General features: G+C 74.1%; 11 protein-coding genes. 2 read left to right on the forward strand and 9 right to left on the reverse strand.

The window, feature by feature from the left end:
* Nucleotides 1-4 precede the first annotated feature (4 nt).
* Together J3P38_RS02230 and J3P38_RS02235 are read right to left on the reverse strand one after the other, a co-directional pair.
* Entirely contained in the window at nucleotides 5-343 is a 339-nt protein-coding gene (locus J3P38_RS02230; RefSeq protein WP_210438240.1) for a P-II family nitrogen regulator, read from the reverse strand.
* Nucleotides 340-1,656: an ammonium transporter gene (locus J3P38_RS02235; RefSeq protein WP_307807657.1), complete on the reverse strand. Its 1,317-nt coding sequence runs from the start codon at nucleotides 1,654-1,656 to the stop codon at nucleotides 340-342. The genes J3P38_RS02230 and J3P38_RS02235 overlap by 4 nt, the downstream gene beginning before the upstream one ends.
* A gap of 202 nt (nucleotides 1,657-1,858) precedes the next feature.
* On the opposite strand from J3P38_RS02235, the gene J3P38_RS02240 reads away from it, so the two are divergent.
* Both J3P38_RS02240 and J3P38_RS02245 read left to right on the forward strand, forming a co-directional pair.
* The gene (locus tag J3P38_RS02240) at nucleotides 1,859-2,803 is read left to right on the forward strand and encodes a rhamnan synthesis F family protein (protein WP_210438241.1); all 945 of its coding nucleotides are present in this window, start codon (nucleotides 1,859-1,861) and stop codon (nucleotides 2,801-2,803) included.
* The gene (locus J3P38_RS02245) at nucleotides 2,793-5,780 is read left to right on the forward strand and encodes a glycosyltransferase family protein (protein WP_210502541.1); all 2,988 of its coding nucleotides are present in this window, start codon (nucleotides 2,793-2,795) and stop codon (nucleotides 5,778-5,780) included. The genes J3P38_RS02240 and J3P38_RS02245 overlap by 11 nt, the downstream gene beginning before the upstream one ends.
* A gap of 814 nt (nucleotides 5,781-6,594) precedes the next feature.
* On the opposite strand, the gene ftsY is transcribed toward J3P38_RS02245, so the two are convergent.
* The 7 genes from ftsY to J3P38_RS02280 form a co-directional block, all read right to left on the reverse strand.
* Nucleotides 6,595-7,734 (reverse strand): signal recognition particle-docking protein FtsY, encoded by a 1,140-nt coding sequence (gene ftsY / locus J3P38_RS02250; RefSeq protein ID WP_210502542.1) that lies wholly within the window; start codon nucleotides 7,732-7,734, stop codon nucleotides 6,595-6,597.
* A gap of 54 nt (nucleotides 7,735-7,788) precedes the next feature.
* The gene (locus J3P38_RS02255) at nucleotides 7,789-7,965 is read right to left on the reverse strand and encodes a hypothetical protein (protein WP_210502543.1); all 177 of its coding nucleotides are present in this window, start codon (nucleotides 7,963-7,965) and stop codon (nucleotides 7,789-7,791) included.
* 103 nt (nucleotides 7,966-8,068) lie between these two features.
* Nucleotides 8,069-8,530 (reverse strand): acyl-CoA thioesterase, encoded by a 462-nt coding sequence (locus J3P38_RS02260; protein WP_210502544.1) that lies wholly within the window; start codon nucleotides 8,528-8,530, stop codon nucleotides 8,069-8,071.
* A 101-nt stretch (nucleotides 8,531-8,631) separates the two neighbouring features.
* Nucleotides 8,632-9,093 carry a LysE family translocator gene (locus J3P38_RS02265; protein WP_210502545.1) on the reverse strand — a complete coding sequence of 154 codons (462 nt, stop codon included), beginning with the start codon at nucleotides 9,091-9,093 and terminating at the stop codon, nucleotides 8,632-8,634.
* Nucleotides 9,094-9,288: 195 nt separating this feature from the next.
* Nucleotides 9,289-12,843: a chromosome segregation protein SMC gene (smc, locus tag J3P38_RS02270; RefSeq protein WP_210502546.1), complete on the reverse strand. Its 3,555-nt coding sequence runs from the start codon at nucleotides 12,841-12,843 to the stop codon at nucleotides 9,289-9,291.
* Nucleotides 12,844-12,994: 151 nt separating this feature from the next.
* Nucleotides 12,995-14,095: a pyridoxal-phosphate-dependent aminotransferase family protein gene (locus J3P38_RS02275; protein WP_210502547.1), complete on the reverse strand. Its 1,101-nt coding sequence runs from the start codon at nucleotides 14,093-14,095 to the stop codon at nucleotides 12,995-12,997.
* A 28-nt stretch (nucleotides 14,096-14,123) separates the two neighbouring features.
* Entirely contained in the window at nucleotides 14,124-15,485 is a 1,362-nt protein-coding gene (locus J3P38_RS02280) for an FAD-binding oxidoreductase (protein WP_210502548.1), read from the reverse strand.
* Between the last annotated feature and the right edge of the window lie 26 nt (nucleotides 15,486-15,511).

Consider the following 15,511-nt stretch of genomic DNA (forward strand, 5'->3'; position numbering starts at 1 on the left):
CCGGTCACAACGCGCTGGCGTCCTGCTCGCCGGTGCGCACCCGGACGACGGTCTCGACCGGGCTGACCCAGACCTTGCCGTCCCCGATGCGCCCGGTCTGGGCGGTCTTGACGACGATCCCCACGACGTCGTCGGCGTCGGCGTCGTCGACGACGATCTCGATGCGGATCTTGGGCACGAGGGCGATGTCGTACTCGGCACCGCGGTAGACCTCGGTGTGGCCCTTCTGGCGGCCGTAGCCGCTGACCTCGGAGACCGTCATGCCGGCGACCCCGAAGGTCTCGAGCGCCTCGCGAACGTCCTCCCACTTGTGCGGCTTGATCACCGCGGTCACGAGCTTCATGCGCTGGCTCCTTCGGTCTTGGCGGGGGTGGAGGCGGCGGTGGACGCGGCCAGGACGCTGCCGCCACCGCTGGTGCCGCTGTGCAGGTCGTAGGCCGACTCGCCGTGGGCGACGAGGTCGATGCCGTTGACCTCGTCCTCCTCGTCCAGGCGCAGGCCGATGGTGAGCTTGACGGCCAGGGCGATGATCGCGGTCAGGACGCCGGAGTAGACGACCGCCACCACCACACCGAGGGACTGGTCGGCCAGCGAGCCGAAGCCGCCTCCGTGGACGAGGCCGTCGACCCCGCCGGCACCGTCGGCGGTGGAGAACACGCCGATCAGCACGGTGCCCACGATGCCTCCGACGAGGTGCACGCCGACCACGTCGAGCGAGTCGTCGTACCGCAGCTTGTACTTGAGGCTGACCGCCCAGGCGCAGACCGCGCCGGCAATGGCGCCGATCGCGACCGCGCCACCGATGTCGACCGCGCCCGCGGCCGGGGTGATGGCGACCAGCCCGGCCACGATGCCCGACGCGGCACCGAGGGAGGTGGCCTTGCCGTGCAGGAGGCGCTCGACCAGCAGCCAGCCGAGGATGGCGGCCATCGTGGCGAGGGTGGTGTTGGCGAAGGTGCGGCCGGTCTCCGCGAAGAACTGGGCGAGGTTCTCCTCGTCGGTCTCGCCGGCGAAGACGATCGAGCCGACGTTGAAGCCGTACCAGCCGAACCACAGCAGGCCGGCGCCGACCATGGTGAGGGTCAGGTTGTGGGGGCGCATCTGGTCCTTGGGCCAGCCGACCCGCTTGCCGAGCAGCAGCACGAGCACGAGGGCGGCCACTCCGGCGTTGATGTGGACGGCGGTCCCGCCGGCGTAGTCCTGCGCGCCGATGCGGCCGCAGATCAGCGAGTCGTCGGTGCAGCTGAAGACCATGTGCGCCATCGGGAAGTAGACCAGCAGCGCCCAGAGCGGGACGAAGACCACCCACGCCGAGAACTTCATGCGGTCGGCGACCGCACCGCTGATCAGCGCGGCGGTGATGATGGCGAACGTCATCTGGAACATCACGTAGATGTAGTCGCCGGTCGCGACACCGTCGAGCCAGAAGAGCTCGAAGGGGTTGGCGAACAACGTGCCGTCCCCGCTCCAGCCCATCGACCAGCCGACGGCGACGTACAGGATGCCGACGATCGCAGCAGCGATGTACGACATCATCATCATGTTGAGCACGGACTTCGACCGTGCCATGCCGCCGTAGAACATCGCCAGCGCGGGCACCGTCATCATCAGGACGAGGGCAGTCGCCACCAGCATGAAGGCGTAATAGCCGTCCACAGGACCTCCAGGAACGAAATGGGGGTGTGGCCGCCAGGCCGTGACGCCGGTGTCAGGCAGGGGTCCACGTGTTGCCCGCAGCCTGCAGGCGCCAGGTTTCCCCCGGCCGCGGCACGTGTTGCGCGCAGGCAACGGATCGGGCGGCTGTGTTACGCGTGTGTGAACAGGGAGGGGCCCGGCCCCTCCTTGTTAGTGTTCGGCCGTGTCCAGACTGGCCGTGATGGCGCACTACGACGTCGCCGGGGAGCTGCGGCCCCACGTGCGAGGTCAGGTGGAGGCGCTGGCCGCGTCGGTCGACACCCTGCTGGTCTGCACCACCGCCAGCCTGCAGGACCACGCGCGGGCCTGGCTGAACGAGCGCGCCGTCGTGGTGGAGCGGGCCAACTACGGCTACGACTTCTTCAGCTACAAGGTCGGCCTCGACGCCGCCGGCGACCTGACGGCGTACGACGAAGTCGTGGTCTGCAACGACACCTACGTCTTCGCCCTCGACACCTACGACCCGGTGTTCGCCGAGATGGCGACGCGGCCGTGCGACTTCTGGGGCCTCACCGGCGCGGAGCGCGTGGCGCCCCACATCCAGTCCTTCTTCGTCGCCTTCCGTCCGTGGGTCGTCGGCTCGCGCGCCTTCACCACGTTCTGGGAGGAGATGGAACCGATCTCCAAGCGCCGCCAGGTGATCCGGCGCTACGAGGTCGGCATGTCGCGCCGCCTCTACGAGGCCGGCTTCGTCTCCGACACCTACTTCGTGGAGACCAGCGAGGACCGCCGCATCGCCCGGGAGCGGATGCGCTGGTGGGCCGCGCACCGCTCCAGCTTCCCCCGCACGCGCGCGGAGGTCCGCGAGTGGCGCGAGCGGGCCAACGAGCCGTGGAACCCGGCGCGGAGCCTCGCCGACCGGGTGCTCGACAACGCCCGCCTGCCCTACGTCAAGATCGACACCCTGCGCTACGACCCCTACAACCTCGACGCCAAGCGCCTGCTCGAGCTGTGCGAGAGGCGCTTCCCCCAGCGCTTCGAGGGCGTGCGCGAGTTCCTCGAGGAGACCGCGCAGTACTACCCGCTGCGCGACACCGAGCGGCTGCTGCCGACACCGCTGGCCCTCGAGCCGCTGTTCCCCCGGGTGAGGTACTCCGATGCGCGCTGAGCGCCGCCACCAGGCCCGGCTGGACGACGCCGCCGAGGTCCTGGTCGAGTCCGGGCTCGTCGACGTCGACTACGTCGGCGCCCAGCTCGGCACCACCTTCGACTCCGTCCAGGAGGCCGCGCGCGCCGCCGTCCTCGCCGGGGACGTCTCGACGCACCCGCTCTTCGAGGCGCAGTGGATCGGACGGCGCCGCTCGTGGCAGCGCCTCGGCCAGCACCCCGTGCTCTGGTACGTCTCCGAGCGGCGGCGCCGCAACCGCATCGCCCCCCACCCGCTCGTCGACCCGCGGATCGTCTTCGCGGCCTACCCCGAGGCCCGGCACCACCCCTACGGCGCGCTGTCCTACTGGTTGTCGGTGGCGACGCCCGGTACGCCGCTGCCGACCCGGATCCTGCCGCGCAAGGTCTCGTGGGGCACCTACCGCGCCGCCGCGATCGAGGCGGCCGCCCAGTGGCGCGAGGAGGTGGTGCTCGCGCGACCGGAGCTCGTCGGACCGGCGCCGGCCCTGCCGGCGACGCTCGGCACCTCCCCCGCCGTCACCGTCGTGATGGCGACGCAGGACGCCGGCCCGCTGGTCCACCGGACGGTGGAGTCGCTCCAGGCGCAGTCCTTCGCCGACTGGCACCTCGTCGCGGTCGACAGGGGGTCCGTCGACGACACGGCCGCGGTCCTCCAGGGCATGGCGGCGTTCGACGCCCGGATCACGATCGTGCGCGAGTCCCGCTGCTCGCACGCCCGAGCGCTCAACGTGGCGCTCGAGCACAGCACCGCCGAGCACGTCGCGTTCCTTCCGCTGGGTCGTGAGTGGCTGCCCGACCACCTCGCCGCCCTGCTCGCGCACGCGCACCACTCCGGCAGCGCCGCCGTCGTCGCCGGCCCGGGCGGCGTCGCCCGCTCGCGGTCCGAGCTGGTGGGCGGGCGTCCGGTCGACCTCGCCACCGGCCTGCTGCGCCGCGACGCGGTCAAGGACGTCGGCGGCCTCGACGAGAGCCTCGGCGGGGCGGCCGAGCGCGACCTGCTGCTCCGGCTCACCCGCGACCACGAGCCGCTCGCCGTCGACGTACCCGTCCTCAAGCGGCCCGACCCCACGCCCTCCGGCTTCGCCGACGACTGGCGGTCGGTGGTCCTCGAGCGCCAGCTGGTCGACTGGGACGCCGCTGCCGCGCGCCGCACCGACGAGGGCCTCGTCAGCCACGTGATGCCGCTCGGCCCGGAGCCGCGCCGCACGGTCGAGTGGCTCGGGTCGGTGCCCCGCGAGGGTGCCGAGCTGATCCTGGTCGGGGTCCGGCTGCGCCGCGCGCACCACGTGCTGGCCGCCTCCATCGCCTCCGTCATCGCCGGCGCCCGGTTCGTCTCGGTGCCGGCCGCGGTGTCGACGTCCGCGGCGACCAACGTCGGCATCGCCGAGGCGGCCGGCAGCACCGTCCTGCTCGTGCGTCCGGAGGCGATGCCGCCGCGGCAGCCGATCGCCGAGCGGCTCGCCGACGTGGTGCGCCAGGACGGAGTCGCCCTCGCCCAGCCCCTCGTCGTCGACCTCGACGGGGTGGCGTTGAGCGCGGGGGCACGGTTCAGCGCGGACAACCCGCACCCCGAGCTGTTCTTGTCCGGTCTGCCGACCAGCGACGCCGTGCGGATCGGGCAGTGCGAGGTCGCCGCGCCCGCGGCCCCGCTGGTCGCGCTGCGGACCGAGACCGCGGTGGCGCTGCGCGGGCTGAGCGCTCGCTTCCACAGCGTGCTCGCCGAGACCGACCTCGGGCTCCGTGCCCGGCAGGCGGGGCACGGCACCTCGGTGGTCGTGCCCGACGCGGTGATCACCTCGCGCACGGCGTACGCCACCGCGGAGGAGCTGATCGGCGCGACGTCCTCCCTGCGCTCCACCGTCCTGGGCGGCGCGGGCACCCCGCCGCCCGATCGGGCACCCGAGCTGCTGCGCACGGCCGGCCTCGAGGTGACCGACCAGCGCAGCCGGCGGGTCTCCGCCGATCCGGAGGACCGTACCGCCCCGGCGGTGCTCGTGCCCGAGCTCGTGGTGCGCGCGATCGACGGCATCCACGAGTCGCCCCCGCGGCTGCGGTGGGCCGTGGACATCGCCGCGCCCGCCGCCCAGCGGGGGGACCGCTGGGGAGACACCTACTTCGCGCGCTCCCTCGCCGACGCCCTCGAGCGCCGCGGCCAGCACGTCGCGATCGACCGGCGCGACGCCCGCGAGCGCGACTCACGTGACCACGACGACGTCCTGCTGGTGCTGCGCGGGCTGGACCGCGTGGCGCCCCGCCCGGGACTGCTCAACGTCGAGTGGATCATCAGCCACCCCGACATGATCGCGCCCGACGAGGTGGCCGGCTTCGACCTCGTCTACGCCGCCAGCACGAGCTGGTCGGAGCGGGTGACCCGCGAGTGGGGCACCACGGTCCGCCCGCTCCTGCAGTGCACGGACACCCGCTGGTTCCACCCCGACCGGGCCGAGCCGGACACCGGGCCCGCACTGCTGTTCGTCGGCAACTCGCGCGGCGTGTACCGCTACGCCGTGCGCAGTGCCCTGGCCATCGGCGCCGACCTCACGCTGCACGGCAACGACTGGACCGAGTTCGTCGACCGCGACCAGATCGCCTCGGGCGGCGTGGCCAACGAGGAGGTGGGGGCGCTCTACGCCTCGGCCGGCATCGTCCTCAACGACCACCACCTCGACATGCGGCGCGACAGCTTCGCCTCCAACCGGCTCTTCGACGCGGCCGCGTGCGGCGCGCGGATCCTCAGCGACCGCATCGACGGGCTCGAGGAGACGTTCTCCGGCCTGGTGGTGCCGTTCGACAACGAGCACGAGCTCGCGCGCCTGGTGAAGCCGCCCTACGAGGCCTTCCCCGACGACGCGACCCGCCGCGAGATCGCGATGCGGATCATCGCCGAGCACAGCTTCGACAAGCGCGCGGAGCGGCTCGTCGACGACGCGGTGCGCGCCCTGCTCGCCCGCCGCTGACGCCGAGGCGGCGCGGACGTCCCGTCAGTCCACGTCGACTGGGCGCGAACGTCCCGGCGGCCCACATCGAGTCGGCGCGAACGTCCCGGCGGTGCACGTCCAGTCGGCGCCAACGTCCCCTCGGTGCACGTCCAGTCGGCGCCAACGTCCCCTCGGTGCACGTCGAGGCGGCGCGAACGTCTCGGCGGTGCACGTCCAGTCGGCGCCAACGTCCCCTCGGTGCACGTCGAGTCGGCGCCAACGTCCCCTCGGTGCACGTCGAGGCGGCGCGAACGTCCCGTCGGTCCATGTCGAGTCGGCGCCAACGTCCCCTCGGTGCACGTCGAGTCGGCGTCAACGTCCCACTGGCCCACGTTGAGTCGGCGAGAACGTCCCACTGCCAGCGGGCCACTCACGCCGCCTCGACACCCCGGCGCGGGACACCAGCGCCGCCTCGACACCCCGGCGCGGGACACCAGCGCCGCCTCGGCGCCGCGATTCGGGACACTCGCGCCGCCTCGGCGCCGCGACGCGGGACACTCGCGCCGCCTCGGCGCCGCGACGCGGGGCACTCGCGCCGCCTCGACACCCAGGAGCGGGGCACTCGCGCCGCCTCAGCGCCGCGACGCGGGACTCTTACGCCGTCTCGGCGCCGCGACGCGGGACACTCGCGCCGCCTCGGCGCCACGACGCGGGACACCCGCGCCGCCTCGGCGCCGCGACACGGGACACCCGCGCCGCCTCGGCGCCGCGACGCGGGACACTCGCGCCGCCTCGGCGCCGCTACGCGGGACACTCGCGCCGTCTCGGCGCCGCCTCGACCCCTGAACGGGTCCTAGCCGAGCAGCGCGTCGACGAAGGCTGCGGCGTCGAAGGGGGCCATGTCGTCGGCGCCCTCACCCAGCCCGACGAGCTTGACCGGCACGCCCAGCTCGCGCTGGACCTGCACCACGATCCCGCCCTTGGCCGAGCCGTCGAGCTTGGTCAGCACGATGCCGGTGACGTCGACGATCTCGCTGAAGACCCGCGCCTGGATGAGGCCGTTCTGCCCCGTCGTGGCGTCGAGCACGAGGAGGACCTCGGTGACGGGGGCCTGCTTCTCGATGACGCGCTTGACCTTGCCGAGCTCGTCCATGAGACCGGCCTTGTTCTGCAGCCGACCGGCCGTGTCGATCAGCACCGTGTCGACGCCGTTGTCGAGGCCGTGCTTCACGGCCTCGAACGCCACGCTCGCGGGGTCGCCGCCCTCCGGTCCGCGGACGACCTCCACGCCCACCCGCTCGCCCCACGTGGCGAGCTGGTCGACGGCGGCGGCGCGGAACGTGTCGGCCGCGCCGAGCGTGACGGTCAGGTCCTCGGCGACGAGGATGCGGGCGATCTTGCCGACGGTGGTCGTCTTGCCGGCGCCGTTGACGCCCACGACGAGGACCACGCCGGGCTTGCCGTCGGCGCCGGTGACCTGGACACGGCGGTCCAGGTCGGTGCCGACGAGCTCGATGAGCTCCTCACGCAGCACCGCCCGGGCGTCGGGCGCCTGGCCGCCCTCGACCCGCAGCCGGGTGCGCAGCCTCTCGACGAGCGCCTGGGTGGGGGCGACGCCGACGTCGGCGGTGAGGAGCGTGTCCTCGATGGCCTCCCAGGTGTCCTCGTCGAGCCGGTCGCGGCTGAGCAGCGCGAGCAGGCCCTGGCCCAGCCCGCCCTGCGACCGCGACAGCCGCTGGCGGAGGCGTACGAGACGCGACGCCGTGCCCTCGGGCCTCTCGACCGTGGGTGCCGCCGCAGCGGGGCCGGCGTCGACCGCCGGCTCCGGCGGCGCCCCGGTCGCGGTCTCGGTCTCGGTCGGCGGCGGCGCGATGACGTCGGTGCCGCCGCTCGGCGGGATTGCCCTGCGCCGGCGTCCGGAGGTCAGCAGCCCGGCGAGCGTGAGCACGCCGACGACCGCGATCGCGATGATCAGATAGAGCCAGTCACCCATGGGGCCAATCCAACCATCACCCGGCGACCCGTCCAGCGGCCGGGCGGGCCGGGATCAGACGCGGGACTCGGAGTCCTCCAGCGTCGGCAGCGCGTCGACCCCCCGGCGCATGGCGTTGCCGAGCTGCGGCGCGACGGGCAGGTCCTCCCCGCGGTGCGGGTAGGCGACGTAGATCGCCACCGCGGCCGCGACGAGCACGCCGAGGGTCATCATCGAGACGATCACGAGCACGGGGTTCCTCCGAGATGGTCCGGGCAGGTCGCCTCCACCATGGCACGTCGCGGGCGCGGCTCCGGCGACGCCACCCGACGGCGGCGCGTCGCCGTGGCGAGCGTCACCCGGGCTGTGCCCCCGGACGCAGCAGGGGGACGACGGCGGCGCGGACGACGTCGGGGATCGGGGTCACCGGGCGGTCGCCGGGGCCGCGGGAGTTGTCGACGTACACGTGGACGAAGCGGCCCTCGGCCGCGGCACTCTCCGCGGGGCCCTGGAACAGCCCGATCCGGTAGACGACCGAGCTCGTGCCGACCTTGTCGACGACCAGGCCCATCTCGATCGGCTCGGGGAAGCCGATCTCCCGGAAGTAGCGGCAGCCGGTCTCCGCGACGACGCCGATCTGCGGCAGCGCGCGCACGTCGACGCCGGTCGCCTCGTAGAGGTAGGCGTTGACCGCGGTGTCGAAGAGCTCGTAGTAGGTCGCGTTGTTGAGGTGCCCGTAGGCGTCGTCGTCACGCCACCGCGTCGTCGCGGTGCGCCAGGCGACGTAGTCGGCGCGGGTCGGCACGTCTCGAGGCATGCGCGCATCCTCCCACCGGGGGTGCGTGCAGCCGCGGGGCCGGGTCACCGTTGGGTCGCAGCAGGGGCGCAGCCGGGTCGCAGCAGGGTCGCAGCAGGTGGTCAGCGCGACTCGAACGCCAGGCGCAGCCCGAGCGCGGCGAAGGCGGCCGCGAAGAAGCCCTGGATGCGCTCGACGAGCCGCGGACGCGCGAGCACGCGTTCGCGCAGCAGCCCCGCGCACACGCCGTACGCCGCGAAGACCAGGAACGTCAGCGCCATGAACACCGCGCTCAGCAGCAGCATCCGCGAGGTCGCGTGCGGCGCCGAGGCCGGCACGAACTGGGGCAGGAACGCGAAGAAGAACAACGTGAGCTTCGGGTTGAGCAGGTTGAGGGTGACGCCCGAGGCCATGACGCTCCAGGTCGAGCCCGGCCGCTCGTCGGTGCCGCCGATCGGCTCACGGCGGTGCCGCCAGGTGCTCCAGGCCATCCACAGCAGGTAGGCGACGCCGAGGTACTTGAGCACGGCGAACGCCACACCGCTGGCGTGCAGGAGCGCGGCCAGGCCGGTCAGTGCCGCCACCAGGTGCGGGACCCGTGCCGACCGTGCAGGCGAGCGCGGCCACCACGGCGGCGCGCGGACCGCGACCGAGGCCGGCGGCGATGGTGAAGACGGCGCCGGTGCCGGGGGTGGCCACGATGACCAGGGCGGTCAGGAGGAACGCCCAGGTCATGGGCCCATCGTGCCAGCCGGTGGGCGGTCCCGGCAGGGGCCGGTCTAGGCCGACTCGGCGTCGCGGAGGCGCTGGCTGATCACCGCGGACACCCCGTCGCCGCGCATCGTCACGCCGTAGAGCGCGTCGCCGACCTCCATCGTCCGCTTCTGGTGGGTGATGACGAGGAGCTGGGAGTTCTCCCGCAGCTCCTCGTAGATCTCCAGCAGGCGGCCGAGGTTGGTGTCGTCCAGCGCCGCCTCGACCTCGTCGAGGATGTAGAAGGGCGACGGCCGCGCCTTGAAGAGCGCGACGAGGAAGGCCACCGCCACGAGCGAGCGCTCACCGCCGGAGAGCAGCGAGAGGCGCTTGACCTTCTTGCCGGGCGGCCGCGCCTCCACCTCCACGCCCGTGGTGAGCATGTCGGAGGGGTTGGTGAGCACGAGGCGGCCCTCACCACCCGGGAAGAGCCGGGCGAAGGTCTGGTCGAAGGCCTTCTCCACGTCGGCGTAGGCCTCGGTGAAGACCTGCTCCACGCGGGAGTCGACCTCCCGGACGATGTCGAGGAGGTCCTTGCGCGTGCGCTTGAGGTCCTCGAGCTGCTCGGTGAGGAAGCGGTGGCGCTCCTCCATCGCGGAGAACTCCTCCAGCGCGAGCGGGTTGACCCGCCCGAGCATCGACAGGGCGCGCTCGGCCGTGCGGAGGCGCTTCACCTGCTCCTCGCGCACGTAGGGCCTCGGCTCGGGCGGCTCCTCACCGTCGGGGACCTCACCGGCGAAGGGAACCGGCACCTGCGGGCCGTAGTCGCCCACCAGTCCGTCGGCGTCGAGCCCGAGCTCCTCCAGCGCCCGCTCCTCCAGCTGCTCGATGCGCATCCGCTGCTGGGTGCGGGCCATCTCGTCGCGGTGCACCGAGCTGACCAGCTCGTCGTGCTCGCGTCCGAGGTCGCGCAGCCGGGCCCGGACGGACACGAGCTCCTGCTCGCTCCCCTGCCGGGACTCCTCGACCGCGGCCCGCTCGTCGGCCGCCTGCATCACCGAGCGCTCCAGCTGGTGCAGGACCACGGCGACCGCGGCGGCGACGGCCCGGGCGGCCCGGCCCTCCCGCAGCAGCCGCTCGCGGCGCTCGGCGGCGCGGGCGCGGGACTCGCGCTCAGCCTGCGCGGCGCGGAGCAGGGAGTCGGCGCGGCCGTGCAGCGCCCGGGCCCGCTCCTCGGCGGTGCGGAGCCCGAGGCGGGCGTCCATCTCGGCCTGGCGGGCCGCGCGGGCGGCCTCGGCGAGCCGCTCGCGCTCGGAGGTGTCGGGCTCCTCGTCGGTGACGTCCTCGGCCGCGGCGAGCCGCGCCTCGAGCTCGGCCAGGCCGGCGAGGTCCTTCTCACGGGCCTCCCGGGCGGCGGCGATCGCCCGCTCGAGTCGCTCGGCCTCGCCCTTGGCGGCACGGGCCTGGGAGCCGTACTGCCCCAGCTCCTCGGCCACCGCGGCCAGCGTCGCGTCGGACTCGTGCAGCTTGGCCAGGGCGACGTCCACACGCTTCAGCGCGTCGTGGCGGGCGGCCTCGAGGCGCGAGATCTCGAAGCCGAGCCGCTCGGTGGTCGCCGTCGCCTCGGCGAGTCGCGTCGTCGCCTCGTCGACGGCGGCCTGGACCTCGATCAGGCTGGGCTGGCTGGTGGAGCCGCCGGCCGCGAAGTGGGCGCCCAGCAGGTCGCCCTCGCGCGTCACCGCGACGACGTCGGGCAGGTCGGCGACGAGGCGCCGGGCGGCGGGCAGGTCGTCGACGACGGCGACCCGCGCGAGCAGCCGCACCAGCGCGGGGCGTACGTCGTCGGGTGCGGACACCACGTCGACGGCGTACACCGCCCCGTCGGGGAGGCCCGGCCAGTCCCGCGGGTCCAGCGGGGCGCCGCCCAGGAGCATCCCGGCGCGGCCGAGGTCGTCGGCCTTGAGGTGGCCGATCGCCTCCACCGCGGCGGCCGCGTCGGTGACGACCACGGCGTCGGCCGCGGTGCCGAGCGCGGCGGCCACGGCGGTCTCGTAGCCGTGGTCGACGTCGAGCAGCGCCGCCACGGAGCCCAGGAGCCCGTCGACGGTGTCGGTGGCGGCGAGCAGCGCCCCGGCGCCGTCCTTGCGGTTGAGCCCGATCTCCAGGGCGTCGCGACGGGCAACGAGCCCGGCGCGGTCGCGCTCCGCCTGCTGGGCGTCCTCGCGGGCGCGGGCGAGCTGCTCCTCGACCTCGTCGAGGGCGTCGACCGCCTCCTCGTGCTCGGAGTCCAGTCCCTCCTCGCCGGCGTCGAGGCCGGCGACCTTCGTCTCGAGGGCGGTGAAGTCGCGCTGGGCCCGCTCGGCCCGGGCGACGGCGTCCTCGCGGGCGTCGGTCAGGCGCTGGATCTCGGCGTCGGCGGCCTCGGCGCGCGACGTCAGCGCGTTGACCTGGCCGGTGAGCCGGGCGAGCCCCTCGCGTCGGTCGGCGGCGGCGCGCTGGAGGGCGGCGATGCGCTTGTCCTCCTCGGCGGCGGCCTCCTCGGCCGCGCGCCTGGCCACGACCGCGGCGTCGAGGGCGCTGCGCTGCTCCTCGACCTGCTCGGCGATCTCCGCCTCCTGCCGGCGCACCCGCTCGGCCTGCGCCTCGAGCTCGTCGGGGTCGCGACCGGAGTCGACGGTGTCGCCGTCGGCGGCGCCGGCGGCGTTGCGGATCCGCTCCTCGGCCAGCGAGGCGGTGCCGCGCAGCCGCTCCCGCAGCCCGGAGAGCGCGAACCAGGTCTCCTGAGCCGCAGCCAGCCGCGGCAGGTCGTCGCGCAGGGCGGCCTCGAGCCGGGCCTCCTTCTCGCGACCCGCGGCGATCTCGGCCTCGACCTGCTCGCGCCGCTGCACCAGCAGCGTCTCGTCGGCGACCTCCTGGTCGAGGGCGGTGCGGGCCGTCACCAGGTCGTCGGCCAGCAGGCGGGCCCGGGCGTCGCGCACGTCGGCCTGCACGGTCTGTGCCTGGCGCGCGACCTCGGCCTGGCGGCCCAGCGGCTTCAGCTGGCGCCGGATCTCGGAGAGCAGGTCGGCGAGGCGGGTCAGGTTGCCGTCCGTGGCGTCGAGCTTGCGGAGCGCCTTCTCCTTGCGCTTGCGGTGCTTCAGCACGCCCGCGGCCTCCTCGATGAAGCCGCGCCGGTCCTCCGGGGTCGCGTGCAGGATCGAGTCGAGCTGGCCCTGGCCGACGATCACGTGCATCTCCCGCCCGATGCCGGAGTCGCTCAGCAGCTCCTGCACGTCGAGCAGCCGGCAGCCGGTGCCGTTGATGGCGTACTCCGAGCCCCCGTTGCGGAACATCGTGCGGCTGATCGTGACCTCGGCGTAGTCGATGGGCAGCGCACCGTCGGAGTTGTCGATCGTGAGCTGCACCTCCGCACGACCCAGGGGCGGGCGTCCGGACGTGCCGGCGAAGATCACGTCCTCCATCTTGCCGCCGCGCAGGCTCTTGGCACCCTGCTCGCCCATCACCCACGCGAGGGCGTCGACGACGTTGGACTTCCCCGAACCGTTGGGACCGACGATGCAGGTGATGCCGGGCTCGAGCTGCATGGTCGTCGAGGAGGCGAAGGACTTGAACCCCTTGAGGGTCAGGCTCTTCAGGTACACCGCGGGCTCCTCACCGGATCAGGCCGACTCTCATGGCGGCAGGGAGACTGAGGGCTGGGGAAGCTCAGCGCCGCTCACCCTACGACACCAGCGCCCGCCCGCAGGCCGGTGCACGCCGCGCGTGCCGGGGCCCGCCGGGGGCGGCCCGGGCTCAGCGCCCGAGGACGTCCTCGAGGGCGGCGAGCACGAGGAGCACCATGTCGGGGCGGGCGTTGCGGCCCATCAGCCCGATGCGCCACACGCTCGAGGCGTACGGCCCCGCCCCGGCGCCGATCTCGATGCCGTGCCGCTCGAGCAGCGCCGTGCGGACCGCCGCGGAGTCGACGCCCTCGGGCACCCTCACGGTCGTCAGCTCGGGCAGGCGGCTGCCCTCCGCCACGAACAGCTCGAGGCCCAGGTCCTGGAGGCCGGCCTGGAGGGCGTCCCCGGCGGCCTGGTGGCGGGCCCAGACGGCGTCGAGGCCCTCGGCCAGGATCCGGGTGAGGCCCGCGTGCAGGCTGGCGACCATCGCCGTGGGGGCGGTGTGGTGGTAGGTCCGCTGGGCCTTCCCGCCGTCCTTCACCCCGGCCTCGCCGACGTACCCGCCCAGCATGCCGAGGTCGAGGTACCACGAGCGCGGCTTCTCCACCCGGCGCTCGAACGCCCGGTCGCCGATGGTGAACGGCGCGAGCCCGGGGGCGACGCCGAGGCACTTCTGGGTCCCGGCGTAGCCGATGTCGATGCCCCAGTCGTCGGCGCGCAGCTCGATGCCGCCGATCGAGGTGACGGCGTCGGTGAGCAGGAGGGCGTCGCCCTTGCCGGCGCCCAGGGCGGCGACGTCGGAGCGCACGCCGGTCGAGGTCTCGGCGTGCACCGCGGCGATCACCGTCGGCGAGGGGTGGGCCGAGAGGACCCGGTCCACGTCGACGGGCTGGCCCCACTCGTGCTCGACCGCGACGACCTCGGCGCCGCAGCGCGCGGCCACGTCGGTCATCCGCTGGCCGAAGAGCCCGTTGACGGCGACGACCACGACGTCGCCGGGGTGCACGGTGTTGACGAACGCCGCCTCCATGCCGGCCGAGCCGGTCGCGCTGAGCGGGAGGGTGCGCGCGTTCTGCGTGCCCCAGACCGTGCGGAGCATCTCGCACGTCTCGTCCATGATGCGCAGGAACTCCGGGTCGAGGTGTCCGAGCAGCGGCTGCGCCAGCGCGCGCGTCGCCTCGGGGTACGGGTTCGACGGGCCGGGACCGAGGAGGTGGCGCTCGCGGATCATGCAGCCGACCGTAGCCAACCCGCGGGCGTCACAGCACCGCGCCCGGGTTGAGGATGCCGGCCGGGTCCAGCGCGTCCTTGACCCGCCGAGTCAGCGCCATCACGTCGGCGCCGAGCTGGTCGGGCAGCGCCGCCTTCTTGGTGCGGCCCACGCCGTGCTCGCCGGTGATGGTGCCGCCGAGGCGGATCGCCGCCCGGAGGATGTCGTCGAACGCCGCCCGCGCCCGGCGCTCGGAGTCGGGGTCCCCGGCGTCGTAGACGATGATCGGGTGGGTGTTGCCGTCACCGGCGTGCGCGACGGTCGGGATCTCGACGTCGTGCCGCCGGGCGATGTCGGCGACCGCCGCAAGGAGGTGCGGGAGCAGCGGCACGGGCGCTCCGACGTCCTCCAGCAGCAGCGCGCCGCGGGCCTCCACCGCAGGGAACGCGGCCCGTCGCGCCGCGACGAACATCTCCCCCTCGGCGGGATCGTCGGTGAGCACGACCTCGCTCGCCCCGGCTGCCGTGCACGCGGCCTCCACGGCGGCGATCTCGGCCACGCGGGCGTCCCCGGGCGCGTCGGACTGCACGACCAGCAGCGCCCCGGCCGTCCGGTCCAGGCCGCGCGGCGAGAAGTCCTCGACCGCGTTGATCGAGGCCTGGTCCATCAGCTCCATCATCGAGGGCCGCAGCGTGCGGCGCACGGCCACGACCGCCTCCGCCGCCGCGACGACGGTGGGGAACGACGCCACCAGCGTCGCGGGCGGCAGGGGCAGCGGGACGAGCCGTAGCACGGCGCGGGTGACGATGCCGAGCGTCCCCTCCGAGCCGACGAAGAGCTTGAGGAGGGAGAGCCCGGCGACGTCCTTGATGCGCTTGCCACCGAGGGTGACGAGGGTGCCGTCGGCGAGCACCACGTCGAGGCCGAGGACGTAGTCGGTGGTCACGCCGTACTTCACGCAGCACAGGCCACCGGCGTTGGTGGCGACGTTGCCGCCGATCGAGCAGATCTCGTACGACGACGGGTCCGGCGGGTACCAGAGTCCGTGCTCGCGGGCGGCCGCCTTGACCTCGGCGTTGAAGGCGCCCGGCTCGACCACGGCGACCTGGCAGTCGGCGTCGACCTCGACCGCCCGCATCCGCTCGAGGCTCAGCACGATCCCGCCGTCGACGGCGCTGGCGCCGCCGGACAGGCCCGTCCCCGCCCCGCGCGGCACGACCGGGACCCCGTGCCCGGCCGCCCAGCGCACCGCCGCCTGCACCTGCGCGGCGTCCTCGGCGCGCACGACGGCGAGCGGCGTGCCGGCACCGGTCTCGCGCGACCAGTCGTGACGGTAGGTGCCGACGGTCGCGGGATCGGTGGCCACGACGCCCGGGGGCAGGGCGTCCACGAGCTCGCTGAGGGCTTCCACCCGCCCATCGAACCACGTAGGCGGCC

Source organism: Nocardioides xinjiangensis (assembly GCF_017916455.1).
In the GTDB taxonomy this organism is placed as follows: domain Bacteria; phylum Actinomycetota; class Actinomycetes; order Propionibacteriales; family Nocardioidaceae; genus Nocardioides; species Nocardioides xinjiangensis.